The sequence below is a fragment of the Agrobacterium sp. SOY23 genome (genome assembly GCF_027212525.1).
Lineage (GTDB): Bacteria > Pseudomonadota > Alphaproteobacteria > Rhizobiales > Rhizobiaceae > Agrobacterium > Agrobacterium tumefaciens_I.
Map to the genome: position 1 here is coordinate 433,272 of NZ_JAPWDT010000003.1, position 21,637 is coordinate 454,908.

At 60.4% G+C, this 21,637-nt stretch carries 18 protein-coding genes; 15 read left to right on the forward strand and 3 right to left on the reverse strand.

Features of this window, described 5'->3' with window-relative positions; all coding sequences use genetic code 11:
* Nucleotides 1-58: 58 nt before the first annotated feature.
* From O3S81_RS10815 to O3S81_RS10845, 7 genes are all read left to right on the forward strand, one after another.
* A complete protein-coding gene (locus O3S81_RS10815; protein ID WP_269343032.1) occupies nt 59-1,564 on the forward strand; it encodes a sensor domain-containing diguanylate cyclase in 1,506 nt (501 codons plus the stop codon).
* Nucleotides 1,565-2,016: 452 nt separating this feature from the next.
* Nucleotides 2,017-3,207 (forward strand): efflux RND transporter periplasmic adaptor subunit, encoded by a 1,191-nt coding sequence (locus O3S81_RS10820; protein ID WP_442864904.1) that lies wholly within the window; start codon nt 2,017-2,019, stop codon nt 3,205-3,207.
* Between the two features lie 12 nt (nt 3,208-3,219).
* Nucleotides 3,220-6,354, forward strand: coding sequence for an efflux RND transporter permease subunit (locus O3S81_RS10825; RefSeq protein WP_269343037.1), 3,135 nt, complete (start codon nt 3,220-3,222; stop codon nt 6,352-6,354).
* Between the two features lie 116 nt (nt 6,355-6,470).
* The gene (locus tag O3S81_RS10830) at nt 6,471-7,094 is read left to right on the forward strand and encodes a TetR family transcriptional regulator (protein ID WP_269343038.1); all 624 of its coding nucleotides are present in this window, start codon (nt 6,471-6,473) and stop codon (nt 7,092-7,094) included.
* A gap of 193 nt (nt 7,095-7,287) precedes the next feature.
* Nucleotides 7,288-8,811 carry a sugar ABC transporter ATP-binding protein gene (locus tag O3S81_RS10835; protein WP_269343039.1) on the forward strand — a complete coding sequence of 508 codons (1,524 nt, stop codon included), beginning with the start codon at nt 7,288-7,290 and terminating at the stop codon, nt 8,809-8,811.
* 51 nt (nt 8,812-8,862) lie between these two features.
* Nucleotides 8,863-9,864 carry an ABC transporter permease gene (locus tag O3S81_RS10840; RefSeq protein WP_269343040.1) on the forward strand — a complete coding sequence of 334 codons (1,002 nt, stop codon included), beginning with the start codon at nt 8,863-8,865 and terminating at the stop codon, nt 9,862-9,864.
* A gap of 86 nt (nt 9,865-9,950) precedes the next feature.
* A complete protein-coding gene (locus O3S81_RS10845) occupies nt 9,951-10,904 on the forward strand; it encodes a substrate-binding domain-containing protein (RefSeq protein ID WP_269343041.1) in 954 nt (317 codons plus the stop codon).
* A 176-nt stretch (nt 10,905-11,080) separates the two neighbouring features.
* Here the strand turns inward: O3S81_RS10845 and O3S81_RS10850 are convergent, their stop codons facing one another.
* Complete coding sequence (locus tag O3S81_RS10850) at nt 11,081-11,974, reverse strand: LysR family transcriptional regulator (protein WP_269343042.1); 894 nt, start codon at nt 11,972-11,974, stop codon at nt 11,081-11,083.
* Between the two features lie 537 nt (nt 11,975-12,511).
* Here O3S81_RS10850 and odc2 point away from each other — a divergent pair.
* From odc2 to O3S81_RS10890, 8 genes are all read left to right on the forward strand, one after another.
* Nucleotides 12,512-13,645 carry an ornithine/lysine decarboxylase gene (gene odc2 / locus O3S81_RS10855; RefSeq protein WP_269343044.1) on the forward strand — a complete coding sequence of 378 codons (1,134 nt, stop codon included), beginning with the start codon at nt 12,512-12,514 and terminating at the stop codon, nt 13,643-13,645.
* A gap of 193 nt (nt 13,646-13,838) precedes the next feature.
* Nucleotides 13,839-14,408, forward strand: coding sequence for a GNAT family N-acetyltransferase (locus O3S81_RS10860; protein WP_269343046.1), 570 nt, complete (start codon nt 13,839-13,841; stop codon nt 14,406-14,408).
* A 157-nt stretch (nt 14,409-14,565) separates the two neighbouring features.
* On the forward strand, nt 14,566-14,784 hold the full coding sequence (locus O3S81_RS10865; RefSeq protein WP_269343048.1) for a DUF6500 family protein: 219 nt from the start codon (nt 14,566-14,568) through the stop codon (nt 14,782-14,784).
* Nucleotides 14,785-14,957: 173 nt separating this feature from the next.
* Nucleotides 14,958-15,359: a MarR family winged helix-turn-helix transcriptional regulator gene (locus O3S81_RS10870; protein ID WP_269343050.1), complete on the forward strand. Its 402-nt coding sequence runs from the start codon at nt 14,958-14,960 to the stop codon at nt 15,357-15,359.
* Nucleotides 15,360-15,448: 89 nt separating this feature from the next.
* Nucleotides 15,449-16,744 (forward strand): MFS transporter, encoded by a 1,296-nt coding sequence (locus tag O3S81_RS10875; protein ID WP_269343052.1) that lies wholly within the window; start codon nt 15,449-15,451, stop codon nt 16,742-16,744.
* A gap of 273 nt (nt 16,745-17,017) precedes the next feature.
* Nucleotides 17,018-17,704, forward strand: coding sequence for an OmpW/AlkL family protein (locus tag O3S81_RS10880; protein ID WP_269343054.1), 687 nt, complete (start codon nt 17,018-17,020; stop codon nt 17,702-17,704).
* Nucleotides 17,705-17,912: 208 nt separating this feature from the next.
* Complete coding sequence (locus tag O3S81_RS10885; RefSeq protein ID WP_269343056.1) at nt 17,913-18,356, forward strand: glyoxalase superfamily protein; 444 nt, start codon at nt 17,913-17,915, stop codon at nt 18,354-18,356.
* A gap of 201 nt (nt 18,357-18,557) precedes the next feature.
* The gene (locus tag O3S81_RS10890; RefSeq protein WP_269343058.1) at nt 18,558-19,664 is read left to right on the forward strand and encodes an acyltransferase family protein; all 1,107 of its coding nucleotides are present in this window, start codon (nt 18,558-18,560) and stop codon (nt 19,662-19,664) included.
* Nucleotides 19,665-19,727: 63 nt separating this feature from the next.
* Here the strand turns inward: O3S81_RS10890 and O3S81_RS10895 are convergent, their stop codons facing one another.
* The gene (locus tag O3S81_RS10895) at nt 19,728-20,789 is read right to left on the reverse strand and encodes a sn-glycerol-3-phosphate import ATP-binding protein UgpC (protein ID WP_269343060.1); all 1,062 of its coding nucleotides are present in this window, start codon (nt 20,787-20,789) and stop codon (nt 19,728-19,730) included.
* Nucleotides 20,789-21,637 carry a sn-glycerol-3-phosphate ABC transporter permease UgpE gene (gene ugpE / locus O3S81_RS10900; protein ID WP_269343062.1) on the reverse strand — a complete coding sequence of 283 codons (849 nt, stop codon included), beginning with the start codon at nt 21,635-21,637 and terminating at the stop codon, nt 20,789-20,791. The genes O3S81_RS10895 and ugpE overlap by 1 nt, the downstream gene beginning before the upstream one ends.

A 21,637-nucleotide genomic window follows, 5' to 3' on the forward strand; every position in this document is an offset into this window, starting at 1 on the left:
GTCGCCGTTCCGTACCATTCCGGCATCCGCCTGCAGCTACCCCGAAAAGAATGCCCGTATGAATGAGACGATCGACACCAATGTCTTCAATCTTGCACCCGTGGCGATGTGGATCGAGGATTTCAGCGATGTGAAAAACCAGTTCGATATCTGGCGGGCTGAGGGTGTCGAGGATATCAGGGCCTTTCTTCTGGAGGATCTGTCGCGGGTGGCGGCCTGTTCGCAGAAAATCCGCGTCATCCAGGTCAATGCCAAGACTCTGGAACTGTTCGAAGCGCGCGACCAGGCGCATCTTGTCGACAATCTGCACCGGATTTTCCGCGACGACATGCTGGAAAGCCATGTGAACGAGCTTTCCGAACTCTGGGCGGGCAGGACGGAATTCACAAGCAACGCGGTGAATTATTCGCTCGGCGGCAGGCGGCTCGATATCCAGCTGCGCGGTGCGGTCATACCCGGCTATGAAGACACGCTCGGCCGGCTGCTTTTGACCACCGAGGATGTGACGGAGCGCGAAGAGGCCCGCCGCAAGGAGCTTCTCAACCGCCGTTATGCCGAGGGCATGTTCAAACATTCGCCGGTCTCCCTCTGGGTGGAAGACTTCAGCCGGGTGCGGCGGCTGATCGAGGAGGTGAGGGATCGCGGCATCGTCGATTTTCGGGTGTTCATGGATGTGCATCCGGAATTCGTGCGGCAATGCATGAGCGAAATCCGCGTGATCGACGTCAACCGGGCGACGCTCGACCTGTTCTGCGCGCCGGATCGGCAGGTGCTCTTGCAGCGACTTGGTGATATCTTCCGTGGTGAGATGGAAAAGCCGTTCCGGGAACAGCTGATCGAGCTTTGGAACGGCAATCTCACCCACCACCGCGAGGTGGTGAATTATGCGCTCGACGGTTCGGAACGGCACCTTCTCCTGCATTTTTCCGTCTTCCCCGGCCATGAGCGGGATTGGTCGCTGGTGCAGGTGGCGCTGACCGATATTACCGCGCGCAAGAAGGCCGAGGCCTATCTCGAATATCTCGGCAAGCACGATGTGCTGACCAAGCTGCATAACCGCGCCTTCTATTCGGACGAGCTGAACCGGCTGGAGCGTAGCGCGCTTCGCCCGGTTTCGGCCATCGTCATCGATCTCAATGGCCTGAAGGACGCCAATGACAGGCTCGGCCACGATGCCGGCGACGCGTTGCTGCGGCGGGTGGGCGAGGTGCTGAACGGCGTGGTGACCGCGCCGAACCATGCCGCGCGCATCGGCGGCGATGAATTCGCCATCCTTCTTCCCGGCGCCGACAGGCAGGTGGCCGCCGCCATGGTCGATACGGTTTATGAACTGCTGAAGATCAACAACCAGTTCTATTCCAGCGCGCCGCTCAGCCTGTCGCTGGGCGTGGCGACCAGCGAGGCCGGCGAGACGATGGAATCGCTGGTGCGCCGGGCCGACATGAACATGTACGAGCAGAAGAACGCCTATTATGCGGCTCTCCGCAACAGGTCAGCCGACAATAGCGATACGACGAAGAGCGACCCGCAACCGGAAGCCACTTCGATGAAACGCCTGTCCTGAACCGGCAGGTGAAGGCAGCCAGGATGTTGGGCTGGCACCCGCCGCCTTGAGAACCAGTGCAATGCTGTTGCGTGCGATAAGCTCGAGCTCCGCCCGTCTGATGCGCGCGCGTTGCGCAAGCTGTGCTGCAGGTCGCCAGCATGTCGGCAACGGCAGCAATATCGGTTTCGGCCGGCAATTATCTATTTCATCCCCTTTCGAATAGATCGCGACGAGCATCATTGAAATGGTCGTTAAGCGCCTTTGCGAGCGAAGGGGCGGCGAAGAACGCCTGGCTGCGGCGTTCGCTTCCTGATTTCTTTTCCCGGTCACAACGTCGTTTCCACCCCGTCGCACACCCCTTCACAAGCGCGTGAGTGCGCTTTTGCGCTGCAACAATTCCATTGCCAAGTTTTTACATACGTCTTAGTATGTATGTAAATGTGACCTATTTTGTGGATTCGGAGCGCAGTATGGCGAAGAGATTTGGGCAGATCGTAGCGGTGTTGTTGACGGGCATCGTTCTGGTCGGATGTAGCGACGAGCAGGCGTCCGCGCCCGGCGCACCGCCGCCCGGCGCGGTCAAGGTCGTGGCCGTGAAGCCGGAAGAGCTGCCAATTACCAACGAATTGCCGGGACGCATCGCGCCGACGCGGCTTGCCGAAGTACGCCCACGCGTTTCCGGCATCATCGTTGAGCGGGTGTTCGAGCAGGGCTCGCTGGTGAAGGAGGGCGACGTGCTCTACCGGATCGATCCCGCGCCGTTCCAGGTGCGCGTCGATAGCGCCGAAGGCACGCTGCGCCGGGCGCAGGCGGCGCAACTGCAGGCGCGGCAGACGGCCGACCGTCAACAGCAGCTGCGCCGGTCCAATGTTGGTTCGCAGCAGGAATTCGACAATGCCGTTGCCCAGCTGGCGCAGGCCGATGCCGAGGTGGCCGTTGCCGAAGCCGGTGTCGCGGAAGCCAAGCTCAACCTGCAATATGCCGATGTGAAGGCGCCGATCAGCGGTGTCATCGGCCGGGCGCGCATCACCGAAGGCGCGCTGGTCAGCGCCACCGGTTCGGAAAGCCTGGCGACGATCCAGCAGCTTGATCCGATCTATGCCGACTTCACCCAGCCGGCCGCCGATCTCATCCGCCTGCGCAAGGCGCTGCAGGACGGCCAACTGATGACCGGCAAGAACGAGGCCGAAGTCAACCTTTTGTTTGATGACGGCAGCCGTTATCCGGTTCCCGGTCGCCTGCTGTTCTCCGAAGCGGCGGTGGATGAAACCACCGGCCAGGTGACGCTGCGCGGTGAATTCCCCAACCCCAATGGCGATCTGCTGCCGGGCATGTATGTCCGCGTTCAGATCCAGCAGGGCATTGAGAAGGCGGCCTTTGCCGTGCCGCAGCAGGCGGTGCAGCGCGATGCCGGCGGGCAGGCAAGCGTTCTCGTCGTTAATGCCGAAGACACGGTCGAGCAGCGGCGCGTCAGCGTCGGCCGCTCCATCGGTGACCGCTGGGTGATTTCCGAAGGCCTTAAGGATGGCGACCGTGTCGTCGCCGAAGGTTTTCAGAAGACCGCGCCGGGCGCCAAGGTGAAGCCTGAGCCGTGGTCGGCGGAGCCCGATGTCGCCGCCGCCGGCAGCGAGGGTGCTGCCCCGGCCGCCGCAAAGCAATAAGGACCGATTTCAATGGCACGTTTTTTCATCGATCGGCCCATTTTTGCCTGGGTCGTTGCCATCTTCATCATGCTGGCGGGCCTGCTCGCCATTCCCATGCTGCCGATTGCGCAATATCCGAATGTGGCCCCGCCGCAGATTTCGATCGGCACCAACTATCCGGGTGCTGCGCCCGAAGACATTTATCAGAGCGTTACGCGTCCCATCGAGGAGGAGCTTAACGGGGTTCCAGGTCTTCTCTATTTTGAATCGACTTCCGAATCCTCTGGCAGCATTTCCATCAACGTCACCTTCGCGCCAGGCACCAATATTGGTGAAGCGCAGGTGGAGGTGCAGAACCGCATCGCCCGCGTTCAGCCGCGCCTGCCGCAGGCGGTCACCCAGCAGGGCCTGCGCGTTGAACAGGCCGGCACATCGTTCCTGATGATGGTGGCGCTTACCTCCGTCGACGGCAATACGGACGCCATCGGCCTCGGTGATTATCTCAGCCGTAACGTGGTCGGTGAATTGCGCCGTGTGCCGGGCGTCGGCAGCGCGCAGCTGTTCGCCACGCAGCGCTCCATGCGCATCTGGATGGACCCGGACAAGATGCTCGGCCTCAGCCTCACCTCGTCCGACGTGATCGGCGCCATTCAGGCGCAGAACTCGCAGGTTGCGGCGGGCCGTATCGGCGCGTCGCCAAACCCGATCGGCCAGCAGATTTCGGCCACCGTCAACGTGCAGGGCCAGCTGACGACGCCGGAGGAATTCGGCTCCATCGTGCTGCGCGCCAATCCGGATGGTTCGTCCGTGCGGCTGCGGGATGTGGCGCGGGTGGAAGTGGGCGGCGAAAGCTACGCCTTTTCCAGCCGCCTGAACGGCAAACCCAGTGCGGCCATCGGCGTGCAGCTGTCGCCCACCGGCAATGCGCTGCAGACCTCCGAGGGCGTGCGCGCCACCATGGAGGAGCTGTCGCGGTATTTCCCGGCAGGTCTGGAATATGAAATTCCCTACGACACCAGCCCCTTCGTGAAAATCTCGATCCAGAAGGTGATCAACACGCTGGTGGAGGCGATCATCCTCGTCTTCGTGGTAATGTTCGTCTTCCTCCAGAACATTCGCTACACCATCATCCCGACACTGGTGGTGCCCGTGGCGCTGCTTGGCACCTGCGCCATCATGTATGTCTCGGGGTTCTCGATAAACGTTCTCACCATGTTCGCCATGGTTCTCGCCATCGGCATTCTCGTCGATGACGCGATCGTCGTGGTGGAAAATGTCGAGCGCATCATGGCGGAAGAGCATCTGTCGCCGAAGGAGGCGACCCGCAAGGCGATGGGCCAGATTTCCGGCGCCATCATCGGCATCACGCTGGTTCTGACGGCGGTGTTCGTGCCCATGGCCTTCTTCCCCGGCGCCGTCGGCATCATCTACCAGCAGTTCAGCCTGACCATGGTGGTTTCCATCCTGTTCTCGGGCTTCCTCGCGCTGTCGCTCACGCCGGCGCTCTGCGCGACGTTCCTGAAGCCCATCAAGGCCGGCCACCATGAGAAGAAGGGCTTCTTCGGCTGGTTCAACCGCGGCTTCGACAAGGCATCGCATAAATACTCGTCTTCGGTCGGCAGCATCATCAAGCGTTCCGGCCGTTTCATGATCATCTATGCGGCGCTGCTTGCCGGTCTCGGCTGGGCCTATATGCAATTGCCGAGCTCCTTCCTGCCCAACGAGGACCAGGGTTACCTGATCGTCGACATCCAGGCGCCGGCGGAAGCCAGCAGCGAACGCACGCTGCAATCCATCCAGCAGATCGAAAAGATCTTTCTCGCGGAGCCGGCGGTCGATCGCGTGATTGCGGTCTCGGGCTTTTCCTTCTCCGGTTCCGGTCAGAATGCCGGTCTTGCCTTCGCGACGCTGAAGGACTGGAGCGAGCGCGGGCCGGAGGATTCCGCCGAAGCCATTGCTCAGCGCATCAACGGCAAGCTATGGGGCCTGCCGGGTTCCATGTCCTTCACGCTGTCGCCGCCGCCCATTCAGGGTCTCGGCAATTCCAGCGGCTTCACCTTCCGCCTGCAGGACCGCGCGGGTGCGGGGCAGGCGGCCCTGAGCGCCGCCGGGGCACAACTGATGGCGGCCGCGCAGCAAAGCCCTGTTCTCGCCGGCCTGCGTGTCGAAGGCATGCCGGATTCGCCGCAGGTCAATCTCATCATCGACCGTGAAAAGGCCAATACCTTCGGTGTGACCTTCAGCGACATCAACGCCACCATCTCGGCCAATATGGGATCGTCCTACGTCAACGACTTCCCCAATGCCGGCCGCATGCAGCGCGTGACCGTGCAGGCGGAACAGGGCCAGCGCATGAAGACCGAGGATCTTTTGAACCTCAACGTCCGCAACGCCAATGGCGGCATGGTGCCGGTCAGCTCATTCGCTACCGTGGAATGGGTGCGCGGCCCCTCGCAGGTGGTCGGTTATAACGGCTATCCGGCGATCCGTATCGGCGGCCAGTCCGCACCGGGCTATTCGTCCGGCGATGCGATTGCCGAGATGGAACGTCTGGCGCGCGAATTGCCGAGCGGTTTCGGTTTCGAATGGACCGGCCAGTCGTTGCAGGAAATCCAGTCCGGCTCGCAGGCGCCGGCGCTTATCGGCCTCAGCGTACTCTTCGTCTTCCTGCTGCTCGCAGCACTTTATGAAAGCTGGTCCATCCCGCTCTCGGTCATGCTGGTGGTGCCGCTCGGCGTCATTGGCTCGGTGGCGGCGGTGATGTTGCGCGGCATGCCGAACGACGTCTACTTCCTGGTGGGTCTCGTCGCCATCATCGGTCTTTCTGCCAAGAATGCGATCCTGATCATCGAATTCGCCAAGGATTTGCGGGCGGAGGGAAAATCCACCTATGATGCGACGGTGGAGGCGGCGCATTTGCGCTTCCGGCCGATCCTGATGACCTCGCTCGCCTTCTCGCTCGGCGTGTTGCCGATGGCAATTGCATCGGGCGCCAGCGCGGCGAGCCAGAACGCCATCGGCACCGGCGTTCTCGGCGGCATGATCTCGGCGACGATCCTCGCGATCTTCTTCGTTCCCGTCTTCTTCGTTTTTGTCATGAAGATTTTCGGGGATCGGAAGAAGGGCAGCGAGATTGCTGCTGACGCCGTGTCGCCAGCCGAATAAAACGAATGGGAAGGCCGGGTTGATATCCGATGAGAGCATTCATCTGATTGACAGCCCGGCACCGCAAAGAGGCACGGTGCGAAAGCACCGTGCCGTGATTGGAAGGAGACATCAGCATGCGCCGAACCAAGGCCGAGGCAGAAGAGACGCGTCAGGCGATCCTTGCCGCCGCCGAGCGGGTGTTCTTCAAAAAGGGTGTGGCCAACAGCTCTCTTGATGAGGTGGCGGCCGCGGCCGGCGTCACGCGTGGCGCGATATACTGGCATTTTTCCAGCAAGACCGACCTTTTTATCGGCCTTTACGAATCCGTGGCGTTGCCGGAATCGGATCTGCTGGATTTTGGCGATCCCGACCTCAAGGGAACGGCACTGCTGGCCAAGATCGAGGAGGCGACGTGCAAGTGGCTTGCGCTCCTGGCAGAAGACGAACAACGCCAGCGCATCATGACGATCAGCCTACGCACCAATTATTCCGACGAGTTCGCCCCGGTCCTGCATGCGCAGGAAGAGCTGGACCGTCACCACAAGGATGTGCTGGAGGCCGCTTTTCAGCGTGTACAGTCAGAGGGTGTCTTTAACGATAATTGGACGGCCGAGTCGGCGCTCGGTGCGCTTTACTGGATGCTGAAAGGCATAGTCTACGACTGGTTGCTGTTCGGTCAACGTTTCGATCTGGTCAAGGAAGGGGCCGAGGCCATGCATCGCCTCATGAAGGGGTTCCAGCATCCTCCAGCACCGTGACCGGAGCGCTGCATCATCCTGCCGCGCCGGTCAAATTTGAGTGTATTCTAAAAGACCAGCGAAAATTGCTTTACGTACCTCAAAACGGACGCTAGCTTCTTTCTCGAGCTTTGGGAGGAGTTCGCGGATGGTCATTTCAGGTAAAATCAAGGGGCAAGCGCCGTTCGTTCGTGCCGGATACCGGTGACGACAGATGGCTTTTGCTGAAGAAACTCCAGACCCGGCCCTGATCCGGACGGTCGGGCTGTCGAAGTCTTTCGGTCCGGTACAGGTTCTGAAGGATATCGAGATTGCGGTGCGGGCCGGCGAGGTCCACGCGATCATCGGCGAGAACGGCGCCGGCAAGTCGACGCTGATGAAGCTGCTTGCGGGCAATGAAAAACCATCTGGCGGCGAAATCCTGATTGACGGCACGGCGGCTGCGTTGAGCGGCCCGGTGGATGCGGAACATCGTGGCATCGTTCTCGTGCATCAGGAAATATTGCTGGCGCCTGATCTGACGGTAGCGCAGAACATCTATCTCGGCCGCGAATTGCGCAAAGGCCCGATGGTGGATGACCGCGCCATGCGCGACGGCGCGCGCAAGGCGGTCAGCGAACTTGGCGGCATGATCGATCCCGACGCCATCGTCGGCAACCTGTCGATTGCCCAGCGGCAATTGGTGCAGATCGCTCGCGTTCTGCTGGTGCCGCATCGCGTCGTGATTTTCGACGAGCCGACCGCGAGCCTCACGCCCATCGAAACCGACGCGCTTTTGAACGTCATCCGCGACATCAGGGCAAAGGGCGTCGCCGTCCTTTATATTTCTCACCGTCTGCCGGAAGTGAAGGAGATTGCCGACCGGGTGACGGTTTTGCGCGATGGCAGACTGGTCGCATCCCATCCGGCATCGGCGCTGGAGCCGGCGGATATGGCCCGGCTGATGGTGGGGCGCGATGTCGCCAAGCTCTATCCGGACCGGCACGCCGGCGGCGAGCGCGAACCGGTTCTCCAGGTGGAGCATTTCACCGTTCCCGGTTATGCCCAGGATGCCGGTTTCAGCCTGCGCAAGGGCGAAATTCTCGGTTTCGCCGGCCTGGTCGGGGCGGGCAGAACCGAGCTTATGGAAGGGATACTCGGCCTGCGGGCCGGGCGCGGAACGATCCGTCATCTGGGTCATCAGGTGCACTTCGCAAAGGCGGAAGACAGCCTGAAGGCTGGCATCGTTTATCTGAGCGAAGACCGCAAGGGCAAGGGCCTGCTGCTCTCCAAGGACTTGCGGGTCAATCTGACGCTTGCCTCGCTTAAAAAATTCAGTCGGCTGCTCCAGATCGACACCCGCCGGGAGACGGCGGCGCTCGACGATGCGATCCATGATTTCGACATCCGCACCGGTCGCAAGGATCTGCTTGCTGGCCAGCTTTCGGGCGGAAACCAGCAGAAGCTGCTGCTGGCCAAGATGATGCTGCTCGATCCGTCCATCGTCATCATCGATGAACCGACGCGTGGCATCGATATCGGCACCAAGGAGCAGATCTACCGCTTCATCGCGAGGCTTGCGGAGGAGGGCCGGTCGATCATCGTCGTCTCCTCGGAAATGCCGGAACTGATCGGCATTTGCGACCGTATTCTGGTGATGCGTTCGGGCAGGATCGTCGGAGAGGTGACGGGCGAGCGCATGACCGAAAACGACATCGTGGCGCTGGCGACGGGCGTTCATACGCAGGAAGTCGCCTGAGGTTCCGTGTCCTTTAAATATGGCCTGAAGAAAAGACAATTGAGGGAAAACATGACTGAGGCCGCACTTGATAACGGCAAAACGCCGAAGACCTCGAAGGACTGGGACCTGCGCGCCGTTGCGCCCTTTGTGGCGCTGGCCCTGCTGCTGGTGCTCGGCACCATTGCCAATCCGAATTTCATCGGCATCGACAATCTTTTGAATGTCGTGACCCGCAGCGCCTTTATTGCCATCATCGCGCTTGGCGCAACCTATGTCATCACGTCGGGCGGGCTCGATCTTTCCGTCGGCGCCATGGTCGCTTTCGTCGCCAGCCTGATGATCCTGTTCATGAACAGCGGCGCCATCGCCAGCCCGCTTCTGATGCTGCTCACCGCCATGGCGCTGGCGCTCGCCATTGGCGCGGCCTGCGGACTGGCGAACGGCCTCATCACCACCATCGGCCGTATCGAGCCTTTCATCGCCACGCTCGGCACCATGGGCATTTATCGCGGCCTGACCACCTGGCTGTCGCAGGGCGGAGCGATCACGCTGCGTAACCCGGAAATCCAGACGCTTTATCGCCCGGTCTATTTCGGCAATGTCCTCGGCGTGCCGGTGCCGGTCATCGTCATCTTCGTGACGGCCGCCATCGCCGCCTTCGTGCTTTACCGCACGCGTTACGGCCGGCATCTGACAGCCGTCGGCTCCAGCGAGGATGTGGCGCGTTATTCCGGCATTTCGGTCGCCCGGGTCCGCACCATCGCTTATGTGGTGCAGGGGCTCTGTGTCGCCGTTGCCGTGCTGCTTTACGTGCCGCGCCTTGCCTCCACATCCGCCACGACAGGCATGTTGTGGGAATTGCAGGCCATCACCGCCGTCGTCGTCGGCGGCACGGCGCTGAGGGGCGGGGTGGGGCGCATCTGGGGCACGATCTGCGGCGCCTTCATTCTGGAGATCGTCGGCAACATCATGATCCTGTCGAACTTCGTCAGCGAATATCTGATCGGCGCCATTCAGGGTGCGATCATCATCATCGCCATGCTGGTGCAGCGCTCTTTGAGCCGCAGATAGCGGGAGGATGGGGAGTTTGGCCGCGCCATGTGGGGCAGGCGCGGTTGTAAGAGGAGGAACGCCCCGGTCTTGGGAGGAAAGAGACTATGCGTAGAAAATTCATCGGCGTGGCATTTGTCGCGCTGGCTGCCGTCCTTGCGGGTTCTGCTCATGCGCAGGACAAGAAGGTTACGATCGGCGTGTCCATTCCGGCGGCCGACCATGGCTGGACGGCGGGCGTCGTTTATCACGCCGAGCGTGTGGCCAAGCTCCTGATGAAGGAGCATCCGGGCCTCAATGTGATCGTGAAGACCTCGCCGGATGCCGCCAACCAGGCAAACGCGCTTCAGGATCTTGCGGTGCAGGGGCTGGACGCACTGGTCGTGTTGCCGTCCGACCCCGATCCGCTCGTCAACGCCATCAAGGAAATCAAGGACAAGGGCACCTTCGTCGCGCTCGTCGACCGCGCGCCGAGCGTCAACGACAATTCCATTCGCGATCTCTATGTCGCGGGTAACAACCCGGCACTCGGGCAGGTGGCGGGCGAATATATCAAGAAGACCACGCCTGACGCGGAAGTGGTGGTCATTCGCGGCCTACCGATCCCGATCGACCAGCAGCGCCAGGATGGTTTCGACAAGGGTATTGCCGGCTCCGGCGTCAAGGTTCTCGACCGCCAGTACGGCAACTGGAACCGCGACGACGCCTTCCGCGTGATGCAGGACTATCTGACCAAATACAAGAAGATCGACGTGGTCTGGTGTCAGGACGACGACATGGCGATCGGCGTGCTGGAAGCGATCCAACAGGCGAAACGCACCGATATCAAGTATATCGTCGCGGGTGCCGGTTCCAAGGACATGATCAAGAAGGTCATGGACGGCGACAAGCTGGTGCCGGTCGATGTGCTTTATCCGCCGGCGATGGTGGCGACTGCCATGCAGCTGACGGCCGGTCATTTCTACGATCAGGTGCCGGTTGCCGGCGAGTATATTCTCGACGCGACGCTCATCACCAAGGACAATGCCAAGCAGTTCCACTTCCCGGATTCGCCGTTCTGACACGGTGAGTTCACGCAACGTAACGTCCGCCGGAAGGCGGGCGTTACGGGGTGTGACGGAGGTTTGCCCACAAGCGACGTCATCCTCGGGCTTGTCCCGAGGATCTGCCAATGTTTCATAAAATAGAGAGGTTGCAGATGCTCGGGACAGGCCCGGGCATGACGGCGGAGATGCTCTCAGCCGTTCTTGCGAAACCACGCCGAGAGATAGTCCACGAAGCTGCGCACCTTGGCGGGCAGGTAACGGCGGTGCGGGTAGACCGCGTAGATGCCCCTGTCCTTGGAAATATAATCGTCAAACAGCGTCACCAGCTCGCCGGACTGGATATAGGGCCGGGCGATGAAATCCGGCACCATGGCGATGCCAAGCCCGGCACGCGCGGCGCGTAGCGTCGCCTGCGGGCTGTTGACCTCGATCGGGCCGCTGATGGCGACCGAATTCGAACCGCCATCCGGTTCGAAATAGCGCACGGAATTATGGAAGCGCGTATTGGTGTCGATGATGAAGGGAACCCGGCCGAAATCCTGCGGCCCGTCGAGCGGCCCGTGCTGCGCCACGAAATCCGCCGTCGCCACGGCATAGACCCGGAAATCGGAAAGCTTGCGGGCGATGAGGCCCGAATCTTCGAGCCGGGTGATTCGAACCGCGAGGTCGAAACCTTCTTCGATCAGGTCGACGAATCGATCCTCGGCGACGATTTCGAGCGACAGTTCCGGATTTTCCTTGGCGAAATCGATCAGGCTCTGGCCGACATCGGCATCGATGAAGGTGCGGGGAACCGAAATCCGGAGCTTGCCCTTGAGGTCGGCATTCTTCTCGCGCACCAGATCGGCGAGGTTGTCGATCTCCTTCAAAATATCGGAAGCGGTACGGTAATAGGTATGTCCGGCCTCTGTCAGCGAAAATTGCCGGGTGGTGCGATTGAGGAGCAATGCACCGAGATCATCTTCCAGTTCCCGCACATATTTGGACAAAAGCGCCTTGGAACGCCCCGTCTTGCGCGCGGCTGCGGAAAAACCCTCCGCCTCGACGACATCGATAAAGGCGCGGATGCGGGTGAGCGTGTCCATGAAAATCCTCCGGTTCGTTCCATATAATTGAACGCCGGGGAGCGACTGTTCAACCCTAAATTCGCTGCCGAAAAAATCCGCTATTTGATGAAAAAATCCTCTTGATTATGACTGCGAATATTCTTATCTCACGGGCTGCCCAAAGTCGCACGTGCCCATGTGTGTCCGCCGAGTCCTCGATGTGGTGAGGATTTAGGTAAGGTACCTGGAACTAACCCCTCCAGTCGCTATTCCGGCCAACCGGGAAATGCGAGGACATATGAAGCAACGACGGTGCGGGCCTTTCTGGTTCTCTGCCGGCTTTCCATCAGCCGGGGTACTGAAGAGGCACACCATCATTGCCTGAAGTGCGGTCGGGTCAATCCCTCCAATCGATGGCAGACAAAGCCGAATGATGCTCTGGCAGGGCGTCGTTCATATTCGCGCCTTGAGCGTATGCTATCGATTCTGCGCCTCCACCGGCTGATTCGAATGCATATCTCGAGCGTCCTTTGTCCTCCGGATTTTTCCGGAGCCGGTTTTATAGGGAATATATCGATGACGACTGCACGCATTCTCGACTTCATCAAGACCCGACGTCCCGAAGGCCCTTGCCTCGTGGTTGATCTCGACGTCGTGCGCGACAATTTCAACGCGTTCCGGCATTCCCTGCCGAACAGCGCGATCTACTACGCCGTGAAGGCAAACCCGGCTCCCGAAATCCTGAAGCTGCTCGCTTCTCTTGGCTCCAACTTCGATTGCGCCTCCGTGGCTGAAATCCAGATGGCGCTCGATGCAGGTGCAACGGCTGACCGTATCTCCTTCGGCAACACCATCAAGAAGGAACGCGATGTTGCACGCGCTTATGCGCTCGGCATCGATCTCTTCGCCGTGGACAGCCATGAGGAAGTCGAGAAGGTTGCCCGTGCTGCTCCCGGCGCGCGCGTCTTCTGCCGCGTGCTGACGGATGGCGAAGGTGCGGAATGGCCGCTGTCGCGCAAGTTCGGTTGCGTGCCGCAGATGGCCGTCGACGTTCTGGTCTATGCGCATCAGCTCGGTCTTGAGTCCTACGGTGTGTCCTTCCACGTCGGTTCGCAGATGATGAACCTCGACGCATGGGATGCGGCGCTGGCCGATGCCAAGCGCGTCTTCGCATCGCTTGCCAAGCAGGGCATCCACCTGCAGATGGTCAATATGGGTGGCGGTTTCCCGACCAAGTACCTGCGCGACGTTCCGGCTGCCGAAGAATACGGCCAGGCGATCGACGCGGCGCTGCGCAAGCACTTCGGCAACCAGATTCCGAAGACGATCATCGAGCCGGGCCGCGGCATGGTCGGCAATGCAGGCGTCATCAAGGCGGAAGTCGTTCTTGTCTCGCGCAAGTCCGACAATGACAACCACCGCTGGGTGTTCCTCGACATCGGCAAGTTCGGCGGTCTCGCCGAGACGATGGATGAGGCGATCCGTTACCCGATCCGCACCGAGCGCGATCAGGACGAGATGGAGCCCTGCGTTCTGGCCGGTCCGACCTGCGACAGCGCCGACGTGCTGTATGAAAAGAACATGTATCCGCTGCCGGTCTCTCTGACCATCGGCGACGAAGTTCTGATCGAAGGCACGGGCGCCTATACGACGACCTATTCGGCAGTTGCCTTCAATGGCTTCGAACCGCTGAAGGCCTACGTCATCTGATTCGAACGCCGCCCGCTGAACAGGGCGGCGTCTCGACCAAGCTTCCGTTCCGGCCCTGCCGATTGTGCTGTTGCGCAAATCCCTGCTTGCTGCACCTCTTCCAGCCGAGGAAAGCGTGTCGGCGGGCCGGAACGGTTTCACCATTTTTCATCAAGGGCCGCGTGTGGGCGGTTGTGTGACGGAGGGCCGAGAGATGGCCGCTCTTCTGAATTCGGTACGTGCATTTTTCACACCGCAGACATTTCATATCGATCAGGAAAATCCGGGCGATGTTGTCGCCCGTGAGAACCTGCTGGACCGCGCCATGGGCGCCGGCCGTCGCCGCAAGTCTTCCGAAAAGCTGCGCGTCGGCCGCGTTCCGGCCGAAGGCCTGGCGCTCGTCGCCCGCGATGAGGACGGCCATGTCATCGGCACGGTGCGCCTGTGGAATGTCGAAGCCGGCATTTCGCGCGAAGGCCGCGCGGTTGACGCGCTGCTGCTTGGCCCGCTCGCCGTTGACGCCGCCCATGAAGGCAAGGGCATCGGCTCGGCGCTGATGCGCGCGGCGATTGCCGAAGCGACCAAGCGCGGCCATGGCGCCGTTCTTCTGGTGGGTGACGCGCTTTATTACGAGCGCTTCGGCTTTTTCGCTGACAAGGCCCAGCACCTGATCATGCCCGGCCCGTTCGAGCGCAGCCGTTTCCTGGCGCTGGAACTGAAAGCCGGCTGGCTGGAAGGTGCCGCCGGTCTTCTGGTCGCGAATGGCCGCAGGCTTTCGGCCTGAGCGATATCCGTTGATGTCATGCCCCGGCTGAATGGCCGGGGTTGCTCCTCCGCGAAAGCAGATATTGCTATCATGTTCGATCTGTTCGCAGATCAGCATTTCTGTAGCGAGAAATGTATGGTCGCCCGAAGGCGACTTGCGAAGCATAGGGCACACCATGAGACCGACCCTAAGGGCGAAGGCCATCTCAGTCTGCGACGACAAAATCGTAAAAAAGGGTGAGGGCGTTGGCCTGTCATTCTATGCGTTCTTTGCAAACAGGAACGACGATCCCGACCTTCTTATGGAAGCCGCCGAGTGGTGGATCAAAACCCATGCACTCGATCATTTCGAGAAGGCGACTAAAATTCGTGAGATGATTAGATCTGGGCAGTAGGCGCTATGACCTCATAGACCGCAAACTTCCTCACTCTGGCTCCGCTCTCCCCAGTGCGGCGTTGGCCCCGGGCTTATGAGTTTACGGTCTAGGGTGACGCCCATGGCCTTTCCGTCGAGAATTTTCCGAACGCTTCTTGCCTTCGGCAATTTGCGGGTATATACCCGAGACAAATGCCAAACGATAGCTGCCACTGCATCCTGTTGCGCAAAGCATCCCGCAAGGTCTCGTCCTATTATGACGAGGCGCTGGCGCCGCTTGGCGTCAATATCGGCCAGTTCAGCCTGCTGCGGAACATCAACCGGACGGCCCCTGTTTCGCTGACCGACCTTGCCGCGCGGGTGGAGCTGGATCGCTCCACCGTTGGCCGTAATGCCAAGGTGCTGGCCCGTATGGGGCTGGTAGCCATCGGCCACGGCGAGGACCAGCGGGAGGCGGTGCTGACGGTGACGGAGGAGGGGCAGGCGATCCTGAAAACGGGCGCGCCGCTCTGGGATGGGGTACAGGACGAAATCGAAGCCCGGCTGGGTCCGGAAAAGACCGCGCAATTGCAGGAACTGCTCGCAGCCCTGTAATTTTTTGATCATAAAGCGGGTATCTGCCCGCAAAATCGGGTATATACCCGCAGGACTCGGCCAAAGGCCATGGGAAAGGGATTTTGAACATGCTCTCCACACGCCTTGCCAGCTGGATGGCCGGCAGAAACCTGCATTACGGTTGGCTTGTTGCCGCCACCACTTTTCTGACCATGCTGGCCACCGCCGGCGCGATGGGATCGGCGGGGGTGATGATCCAGCCGCTGCATCAGGAATTCGGCTGGGACATCGCCGATATTTCCTCCGCAATGGCGGTGCGTCTGGTGCTTTTTGGCCTCCTCGGGCCTTTCGCCGCCGCCTTTATGAACCATTTCGGCATCCGGCAGGTGGTGTCGACGGCGCTTGCCCTCATCATGGGCGGCATCGTGGCTTCCTTTTTCATGACTGAGGTGTGGCAATTACTGCTTCTATGGGGCGTGGTGATCGGTGTTGGCACCGGCATGACGGCGCTGGTGTTGGGTGCGACGGTGGCGGCACGCTGGTTTTCCAAACGCCGGGGCCTCGTGATCGGCCTGATGACGGCCAGCAACGCCACCGGTCAGCTGGTGTTTCTGCCGCTATTGGCGGCATTGACCGAAGCCTATGGCTGGCGAACAGCCCTGACGCTCTCCGTTGCGGTGATTGCGACCGCCATGATCCTCGTGCTTCTTCTGATGCGCGACCACCCTGCCGATGTCGGCCTGCCGGCCTATGGCGAGACGGCGGTGATAAAGCCGCCGAAGCAGGACCACAATCTTCTCGCCACGTTGGTTTCACCGCTGGTGACGCTCAAAAGCGTGTCTGGAAACCCGGTCTTCTGGGTCCTGTTCGGCACATTTTTCGTCTGCGGCCTTTCGACCAACGGTCTTATCCAGACTCACTGGATTTCGATCTGCGGTGATTTCGGCATGGCCGCGGTCACGGCGGCCGGCACGCTGGCAGTGATCGGTATCTTCGATTTCTTCGGCACGATCTTCGCCGGCTGGCTTTCGGACCGTTTCGACAACCGCTTCCTGCTGTTCTGGTTCTACGGTCTGCGCGGCCTCTCCCTGCTTTATCTCTCCTTCTCCGGGTTCAGTTTCGTCGAGCTTTCGGTCTTCGCCGTGTTCTACGGGCTGGACTGGGTGGCGACCGTGCCGCCGACGGTGAAGCTGGCTGCCGAGAATTTCGGCCGCGAAAAGGCGGGTCTCGTTTTCGGCTGGGTCTTCGCCGGCCATCAGCTCGGGGCGGCCACCGCCGCCTTCGGCGCCGGTTTCTTCAAGAGCGATTTTGATACCTATATGCCCGCGCTGCAGATCGCCGGCCTGATGTGCATGCTCGCCGCTGTCTCGGTATTGCTTCTGAGGAAGCCGGGTTCCGCCACCCTGACGCCGCAGGCGGCCTGAGGACAGAGGGAGGGCGCCAGACCGGCGCCCTTTTTGCTTTTCGGCTGTGTGAAAGCGGCCTCGCGGGACAGCGTCTGTGGCGCAATTGTCACTATGCCGCCTGCTTCGCCGGTCTGAAAGGCGATCGTCATTCCCATTTGATCCATCTCAATCGGCCCACCCCGTCCATCGCCATAGTGGCTGCGATCCGGTTTGGCAGGCGAAGAGTCGCCGGTCCGCCGTCATCAGCCGGTTCCGGGCCTCCCGGCCGCGCTGCGCTATAGGAGAGATGGAATGACGAAGATGAACAAGAAGACCGCCCTGCTGGCTGGCGTTGCGGCAATGATGATGGCGAGCGGTACGCTGGCCGCCGATCTGGCCCCGGCAGCACCGGCGCCCACCGCCGAAGAGGCGATTGCCGCGGCAAGCCCGTGGATGCTGCGCGTGCGCGGCCTCGGCGTCATCACCCATGACAGCGGCAGCGTCGACGGCGTGCCGGGTGCTGGCCTGTCCTATTCGGATACCGTGATCCCCGAACTCGACATCAGCTATTTCTTCACCGAAAACTTCGCCGCCGAACTCATCCTCGGTACCACCTATGCCAGGATCAATGGCGAGGGCGTGCTGGCCGGCACACCGGTGGGCAAGACCTGGCTGCTGCCGCCGACGCTGACGCTGCAATATCACTTCACCGATTTCGGCGCCTTCAAGCCCTATATCGGCGCGGGCGTGAACTATTCGCTGTTCTACAACCAGTCGGAAAAGCCCGGTTTCAGCAATCTGGACGTCAAGAACAAGCTCGGTGCGGCTGTGCAGGTCGGTTTCGACTATATGCTGGATGAGCATTGGGGCGTGAACTTCGACGTGAAGAAGATCTTCCTGAAGACGGACTGGACCGCCGAACTGGGCGGCACGCCGATCAGCGGCAAGGCCAAGCTCGATCCGTGGCTGATCGGCGCCGGTATCACCTACCGCTTCTGATCAGGGCCTGGTGACGCGCCGCCTTTGACTGGCGGCGCTTTCTGGACTATAGGACGGTCACGGGCAGAAGAGCCCCGGCCGTCCGCAGGCGTTATCGCCCCTGGTGAAGCTCTTTCCTGAATAACGGTCATCCCCATGTTTTGCATGTCGTCGATGGCAACGCGGACCCCCTTCGGAAAATTCGGCATGCGCATGTTGGAGAACCGTTATGAACGTGTCCAAACCGCTTCCCGCGCTTGAGGGACTGAAAGAACAGGCAAAACGGCTGCGCGCCGCTCTTGAGGAGCAGGGGCAGGCAATCACCCACTCGAAAGCGCTGGAACTCATCGCCGCGCAATATGGCTTCCGTGATTGGAACACCCTCCACGCGGCTGCCGGCAACCGACCCGCCTTCAATCCCTATCTCTTGGGCTCAAGGGTGGAAGGTTTTTATCTCGGCCAGCCCTTCGTGGCCTCCGTGCTCGGCGTTCAGGCACTCGGCGGCGATCCAGAACGCTACCGGCTGACGCTTCATCTCGATGATCCCGTCGATGTCGTGACTTTCGAAAGCTTCTCCGCCTTCCGCCAGCGTGTTCACTGCAATGTCGACACGTCCGGACGCACGGTGGAGAAAACCTCCAATGGCCGGCCGCAGGTGGAACTGATCTGGTAGAAACCTGCGATCGCGCCTCACTGTGGGCTTTAAGATCCCGTTGCAACCACCGCACTGCATTCCGGCCTCGCTCCGGGATGCAGTTTTCTATTTGGGAATACAAAATGGTGTATCAGGTTGCAATTTGCGCCCCGGCGACATTATAGTTCGTTGAGAAGTACTAATATTACATTTTTATAAATAATTTTGGATGAGGCATTGATGAGCGCGGATCGCAATCCCGGGCGTTGGATTTACGTCGATTCCATTCGAGGTATGGCGGCTTTGGCGGTGATCTATTTTCACATCGCGGAAGTAGCGTATAAAGGCAGATTTATCTCGAATTCGGCAGAGTATTATCTGTTTTACGTCTTCACCGAATATGTCGACCTCGGAAAGATCGCCGTCGTCATGTTCTTTGCGGTTTCCGGCTTTGTCATTCCATTCTCCTTACTGAAAGCGGGCAATGCGCCCTTGCGTGGTTTCGCAATTTCACGGTTTTTCAGGCTCTATCCTGCTTATTGGGTGTCGATGATGCTGGCTCTGGCGATTATTCCGCTGGTGCGGGGGGATGTGTTCACGCTGAAGCAGATCATCGCCAATGTGACGATGCTGCAGCAATTTCTGGGGCAGCAGAATATTCTCGGCGTTTACTGGACGCTGCAGATAGAGATCGTCTTCTATGTCATCAGTGGCGTGCTGTTTTATGTCAGGCTTCTGCATAAACCGGAGGGAGCGGCGGGGGCCGTGGTGTTTTTCCTGTTGTGCGCAGTTGGGATGGCTGCAACCCGCTACGCCGTGGGCATCAAATTGCCCGTCGCGATACCGCTTGGGCTGACTGTCATGTTCTGGGGGCTGTTGTGGCGTCACGGGGCCAGCGACCAGGCCGGGGCGAAGCTGCGAAAGCTTATCCTCGCCACATCCCTTCTCGTGGTCGTCACCGTGCCAGTCATAAGTCTTCTAAGTTATAATGTGGATATGGGTTTCGGTGAGACCTGGTATCGCTATACGATTGCCTATTATGCGGGAATGGCGCTTTTTGCGCTGTTCACGACCAGCTTCCGTATCACGCATCCGGGTTTTGTCTGGTTGGGCGCGATAAGCTATTCTGTCTATCTGCTTGGCCCGGTGGCCCAACCGATCGTGGAATATATTCTGCCCTACCGGCAACTCGCTCCTTATCCCATCCATGTCACCATCGTGTTGACCTGCGTCCTGACGGTGATCATGGCCTATCTGAGCTACCGTTTCATCGAACTGCCGTTCCAAACATTCGGTAAAAAGCTCGCCTTCCGCCAGTCTTCCTTTCCGGCCGTGTCATCTCCGTGAAATTGGCCCGGCGCGACCGCAACAGGCGGCCGTGCCGGGATGTCATGGGTCCCTTACTAGCGCCTAAATCCGTTTGCCCGCCGCATCGAACAGGTGGAAATCCTTTGCCTGCGCGGCGATCTTCAGCGTCGCGCCGATGCGCAGCTGCGAGCGGCCGTGAACGCGGAAGACGATGGTGGTGCCATCGGCGAAGGAGCCGTGCACATAACTTTCCGCGCCCACCAGTTCCACGGCATCCACCTGCACGGTGCCGGTGAATGCGGCGTCGGCCGGGGCTTCATCGGCAAGTGTGATGTCTTCCGGGCGGATGCCGAGCGTGGCGACGCCCTGCGGCAAGGCTGTGGTTCCCTGCACCGACCAGCCGGCCGAGCCATTAGCCGGTGCCGCACCGTGGTTCAGCAGGTTCATCGAAGGCGAACCGATGAAGGTGGCAACGAAGGTGGTGGCAGGTTTTTCGTAAAGCTCGATCGGCGTGCCCATCTGCTCGATACGGCCGGCATTCAGCACCACCAGCCGGTCGGCCAAGGTCATGGCCTCCATCTGGTCATGGGTTACATAAACGCTTGTCGTGGCGAGCGAGCGTTGCAGGCGGCGGATTTCCACGCGCATCTGCACGCGCAGCTTGGCGTCGAGGTTGGAGAGCGGTTCATCGAAGAGGAAGGCCGCCGGCTTGCGCACGATGGCGCGGCCCATGGCCACACGCTGGCGCTGGCCGCCGGAAAGCTGGCGCGGCTTGCGCTCCAGGAACTGTTCGATCTCCAGCGCCTTGGCGGCCTCGGTGATGCGCCGCTCGATCTCCTCCTTCGGCGTGTTGCGGTTCTTCAGGCCATAGGCAAGGTTCTGCCGCACAGTCATATGCGGATAAAGCGCATAGTTCTGGAACACCATGGCGATGTCACGGTCGGAGGGTTCGAGATCGTTGACGACACGATCGCCAATGACGATCTGGCCGCCCGAAATGCCTTCCAGCCCGGCGATCATGCGCAACAGGGTGGATTTTCCGCAGCCGGAGGGACCAACGAGCACGATCATTTCGCCGTCGGCGATGTCCATCGATACGCCCTTGATGGCTTCGACATTGCCGCCATAAACCTTGCGGACGTCTTTCAGCGCAATTTTTGCCATTACTTCTCGGTCTCCACCAAACCTTTGACGAACCAGCGCTGCATCAGCACCACAACCAAAACAGGGGGGATGATGGCGAGGATCGCCGTCACCATCACATAATTCCACGGCGTCGAAGCATCGGTGAAATCCACCATGCGCTTCAGGCCGATGATGATAGTGTTCATCTTGGCATCGTTGGTGACGAGCAGCGGCCAGAGATACTGGGTCCAGCCATAGATGAACAGGATCACGAACAGAGCGGCGATATTTGTTCTCGACAGCGGCAGCAGGATATCCCGCATGAAGCGGAACGGCCCGGCATTGTCGATGCGCGCCGCCTCGACCAACTCACCGGGAATGGTCAGGAAGAACTGCCGAAACAGGAAGGTCGCGGTCGCAGATGCCATCAGCGGCAGCGTGAGCCCCGCATAGGTGTCGATCAGTCCGAGATCGACGATGACCTTGTAGGTCGGCAGGATACGCACTTCCACCGGCAGCATGAGCGTGATGAAGATCATCCAGAAGAAGCCCATGCGGAAGGGAAAGCGGAAAAAGACGATGGCGAAGGCCGACAGGAACGAAATGACGATTTTGCCGATGGCGATGGCGAGCGCGACAACGAAGCTGTTGAACAGCAGCCGTTCGAGGCTGACGCCCACGACCCTTTCGACACCGCCGGCCATGGCCTCGCTATAGTTTTCGCCGAGATGGCCGCCGGGCAAAAGCGACATGGGCGGGCGGATGATGTCGTTCGACGTCATGGAAGACGCGATGAAGGTATAATAGATCGGGAAGGCCACGATGATGATGCCAAGCACCAGCATCAGATGGGCAACCACGCGTGCGACGGGGCGGTTTTCAATCAT

Coding starts and splice junctions, on each gene's coding strand:
- ugpE (WP_269343062.1), bottom strand. CDS start 21,637: ATGATTGAAAACCGCCCCGTCGCACGCGTGGTTGCCCATCTGATGCTG.
- O3S81_RS10820 (WP_442864904.1), top strand. CDS start 2,017: ATGGCGAAGAGATTTGGGCAGATCGTAGCGGTGTTGTTGACGGGCATC.
- O3S81_RS10850 (WP_269343042.1), bottom strand. CDS start 11,974: ATGGACACGCTCACCCGCATCCGCGCCTTTATCGATGTCGTCGAGGCG.
- O3S81_RS10875 (WP_269343052.1), top strand. CDS start 15,449: ATGCTCTCCACACGCCTTGCCAGCTGGATGGCCGGCAGAAACCTGCAT.
- O3S81_RS10880 (WP_269343054.1), top strand. CDS start 17,018: ATGACGAAGATGAACAAGAAGACCGCCCTGCTGGCTGGCGTTGCGGCA.
- O3S81_RS10895 (WP_269343060.1), bottom strand. CDS start 20,789: ATGGCAAAAATTGCGCTGAAAGACGTCCGCAAGGTTTATGGCGGCAAT.
- O3S81_RS10890 (WP_269343058.1), top strand. CDS start 18,558: ATGAGCGCGGATCGCAATCCCGGGCGTTGGATTTACGTCGATTCCATT.
- O3S81_RS10870 (WP_269343050.1), top strand. CDS start 14,958: ATGCCAAACGATAGCTGCCACTGCATCCTGTTGCGCAAAGCATCCCGC.
- O3S81_RS10860 (WP_269343046.1), top strand. CDS start 13,839: ATGGCCGCTCTTCTGAATTCGGTACGTGCATTTTTCACACCGCAGACA.
- O3S81_RS10865 (WP_269343048.1), top strand. CDS start 14,566: ATGAGACCGACCCTAAGGGCGAAGGCCATCTCAGTCTGCGACGACAAA.
- O3S81_RS10825 (WP_269343037.1), top strand. CDS start 3,220: ATGGCACGTTTTTTCATCGATCGGCCCATTTTTGCCTGGGTCGTTGCC.
- O3S81_RS10840 (WP_269343040.1), top strand. CDS start 8,863: ATGACTGAGGCCGCACTTGATAACGGCAAAACGCCGAAGACCTCGAAG.
- odc2 (WP_269343044.1), top strand. CDS start 12,512: ATGACGACTGCACGCATTCTCGACTTCATCAAGACCCGACGTCCCGAA.
- O3S81_RS10815 (WP_269343032.1), top strand. CDS start 59: ATGAATGAGACGATCGACACCAATGTCTTCAATCTTGCACCCGTGGCG.
- O3S81_RS10830 (WP_269343038.1), top strand. CDS start 6,471: ATGCGCCGAACCAAGGCCGAGGCAGAAGAGACGCGTCAGGCGATCCTT.
- O3S81_RS10835 (WP_269343039.1), top strand. CDS start 7,288: ATGGCTTTTGCTGAAGAAACTCCAGACCCGGCCCTGATCCGGACGGTC.
- O3S81_RS10845 (WP_269343041.1), top strand. CDS start 9,951: ATGCGTAGAAAATTCATCGGCGTGGCATTTGTCGCGCTGGCTGCCGTC.
- O3S81_RS10885 (WP_269343056.1), top strand. CDS start 17,913: ATGAACGTGTCCAAACCGCTTCCCGCGCTTGAGGGACTGAAAGAACAG.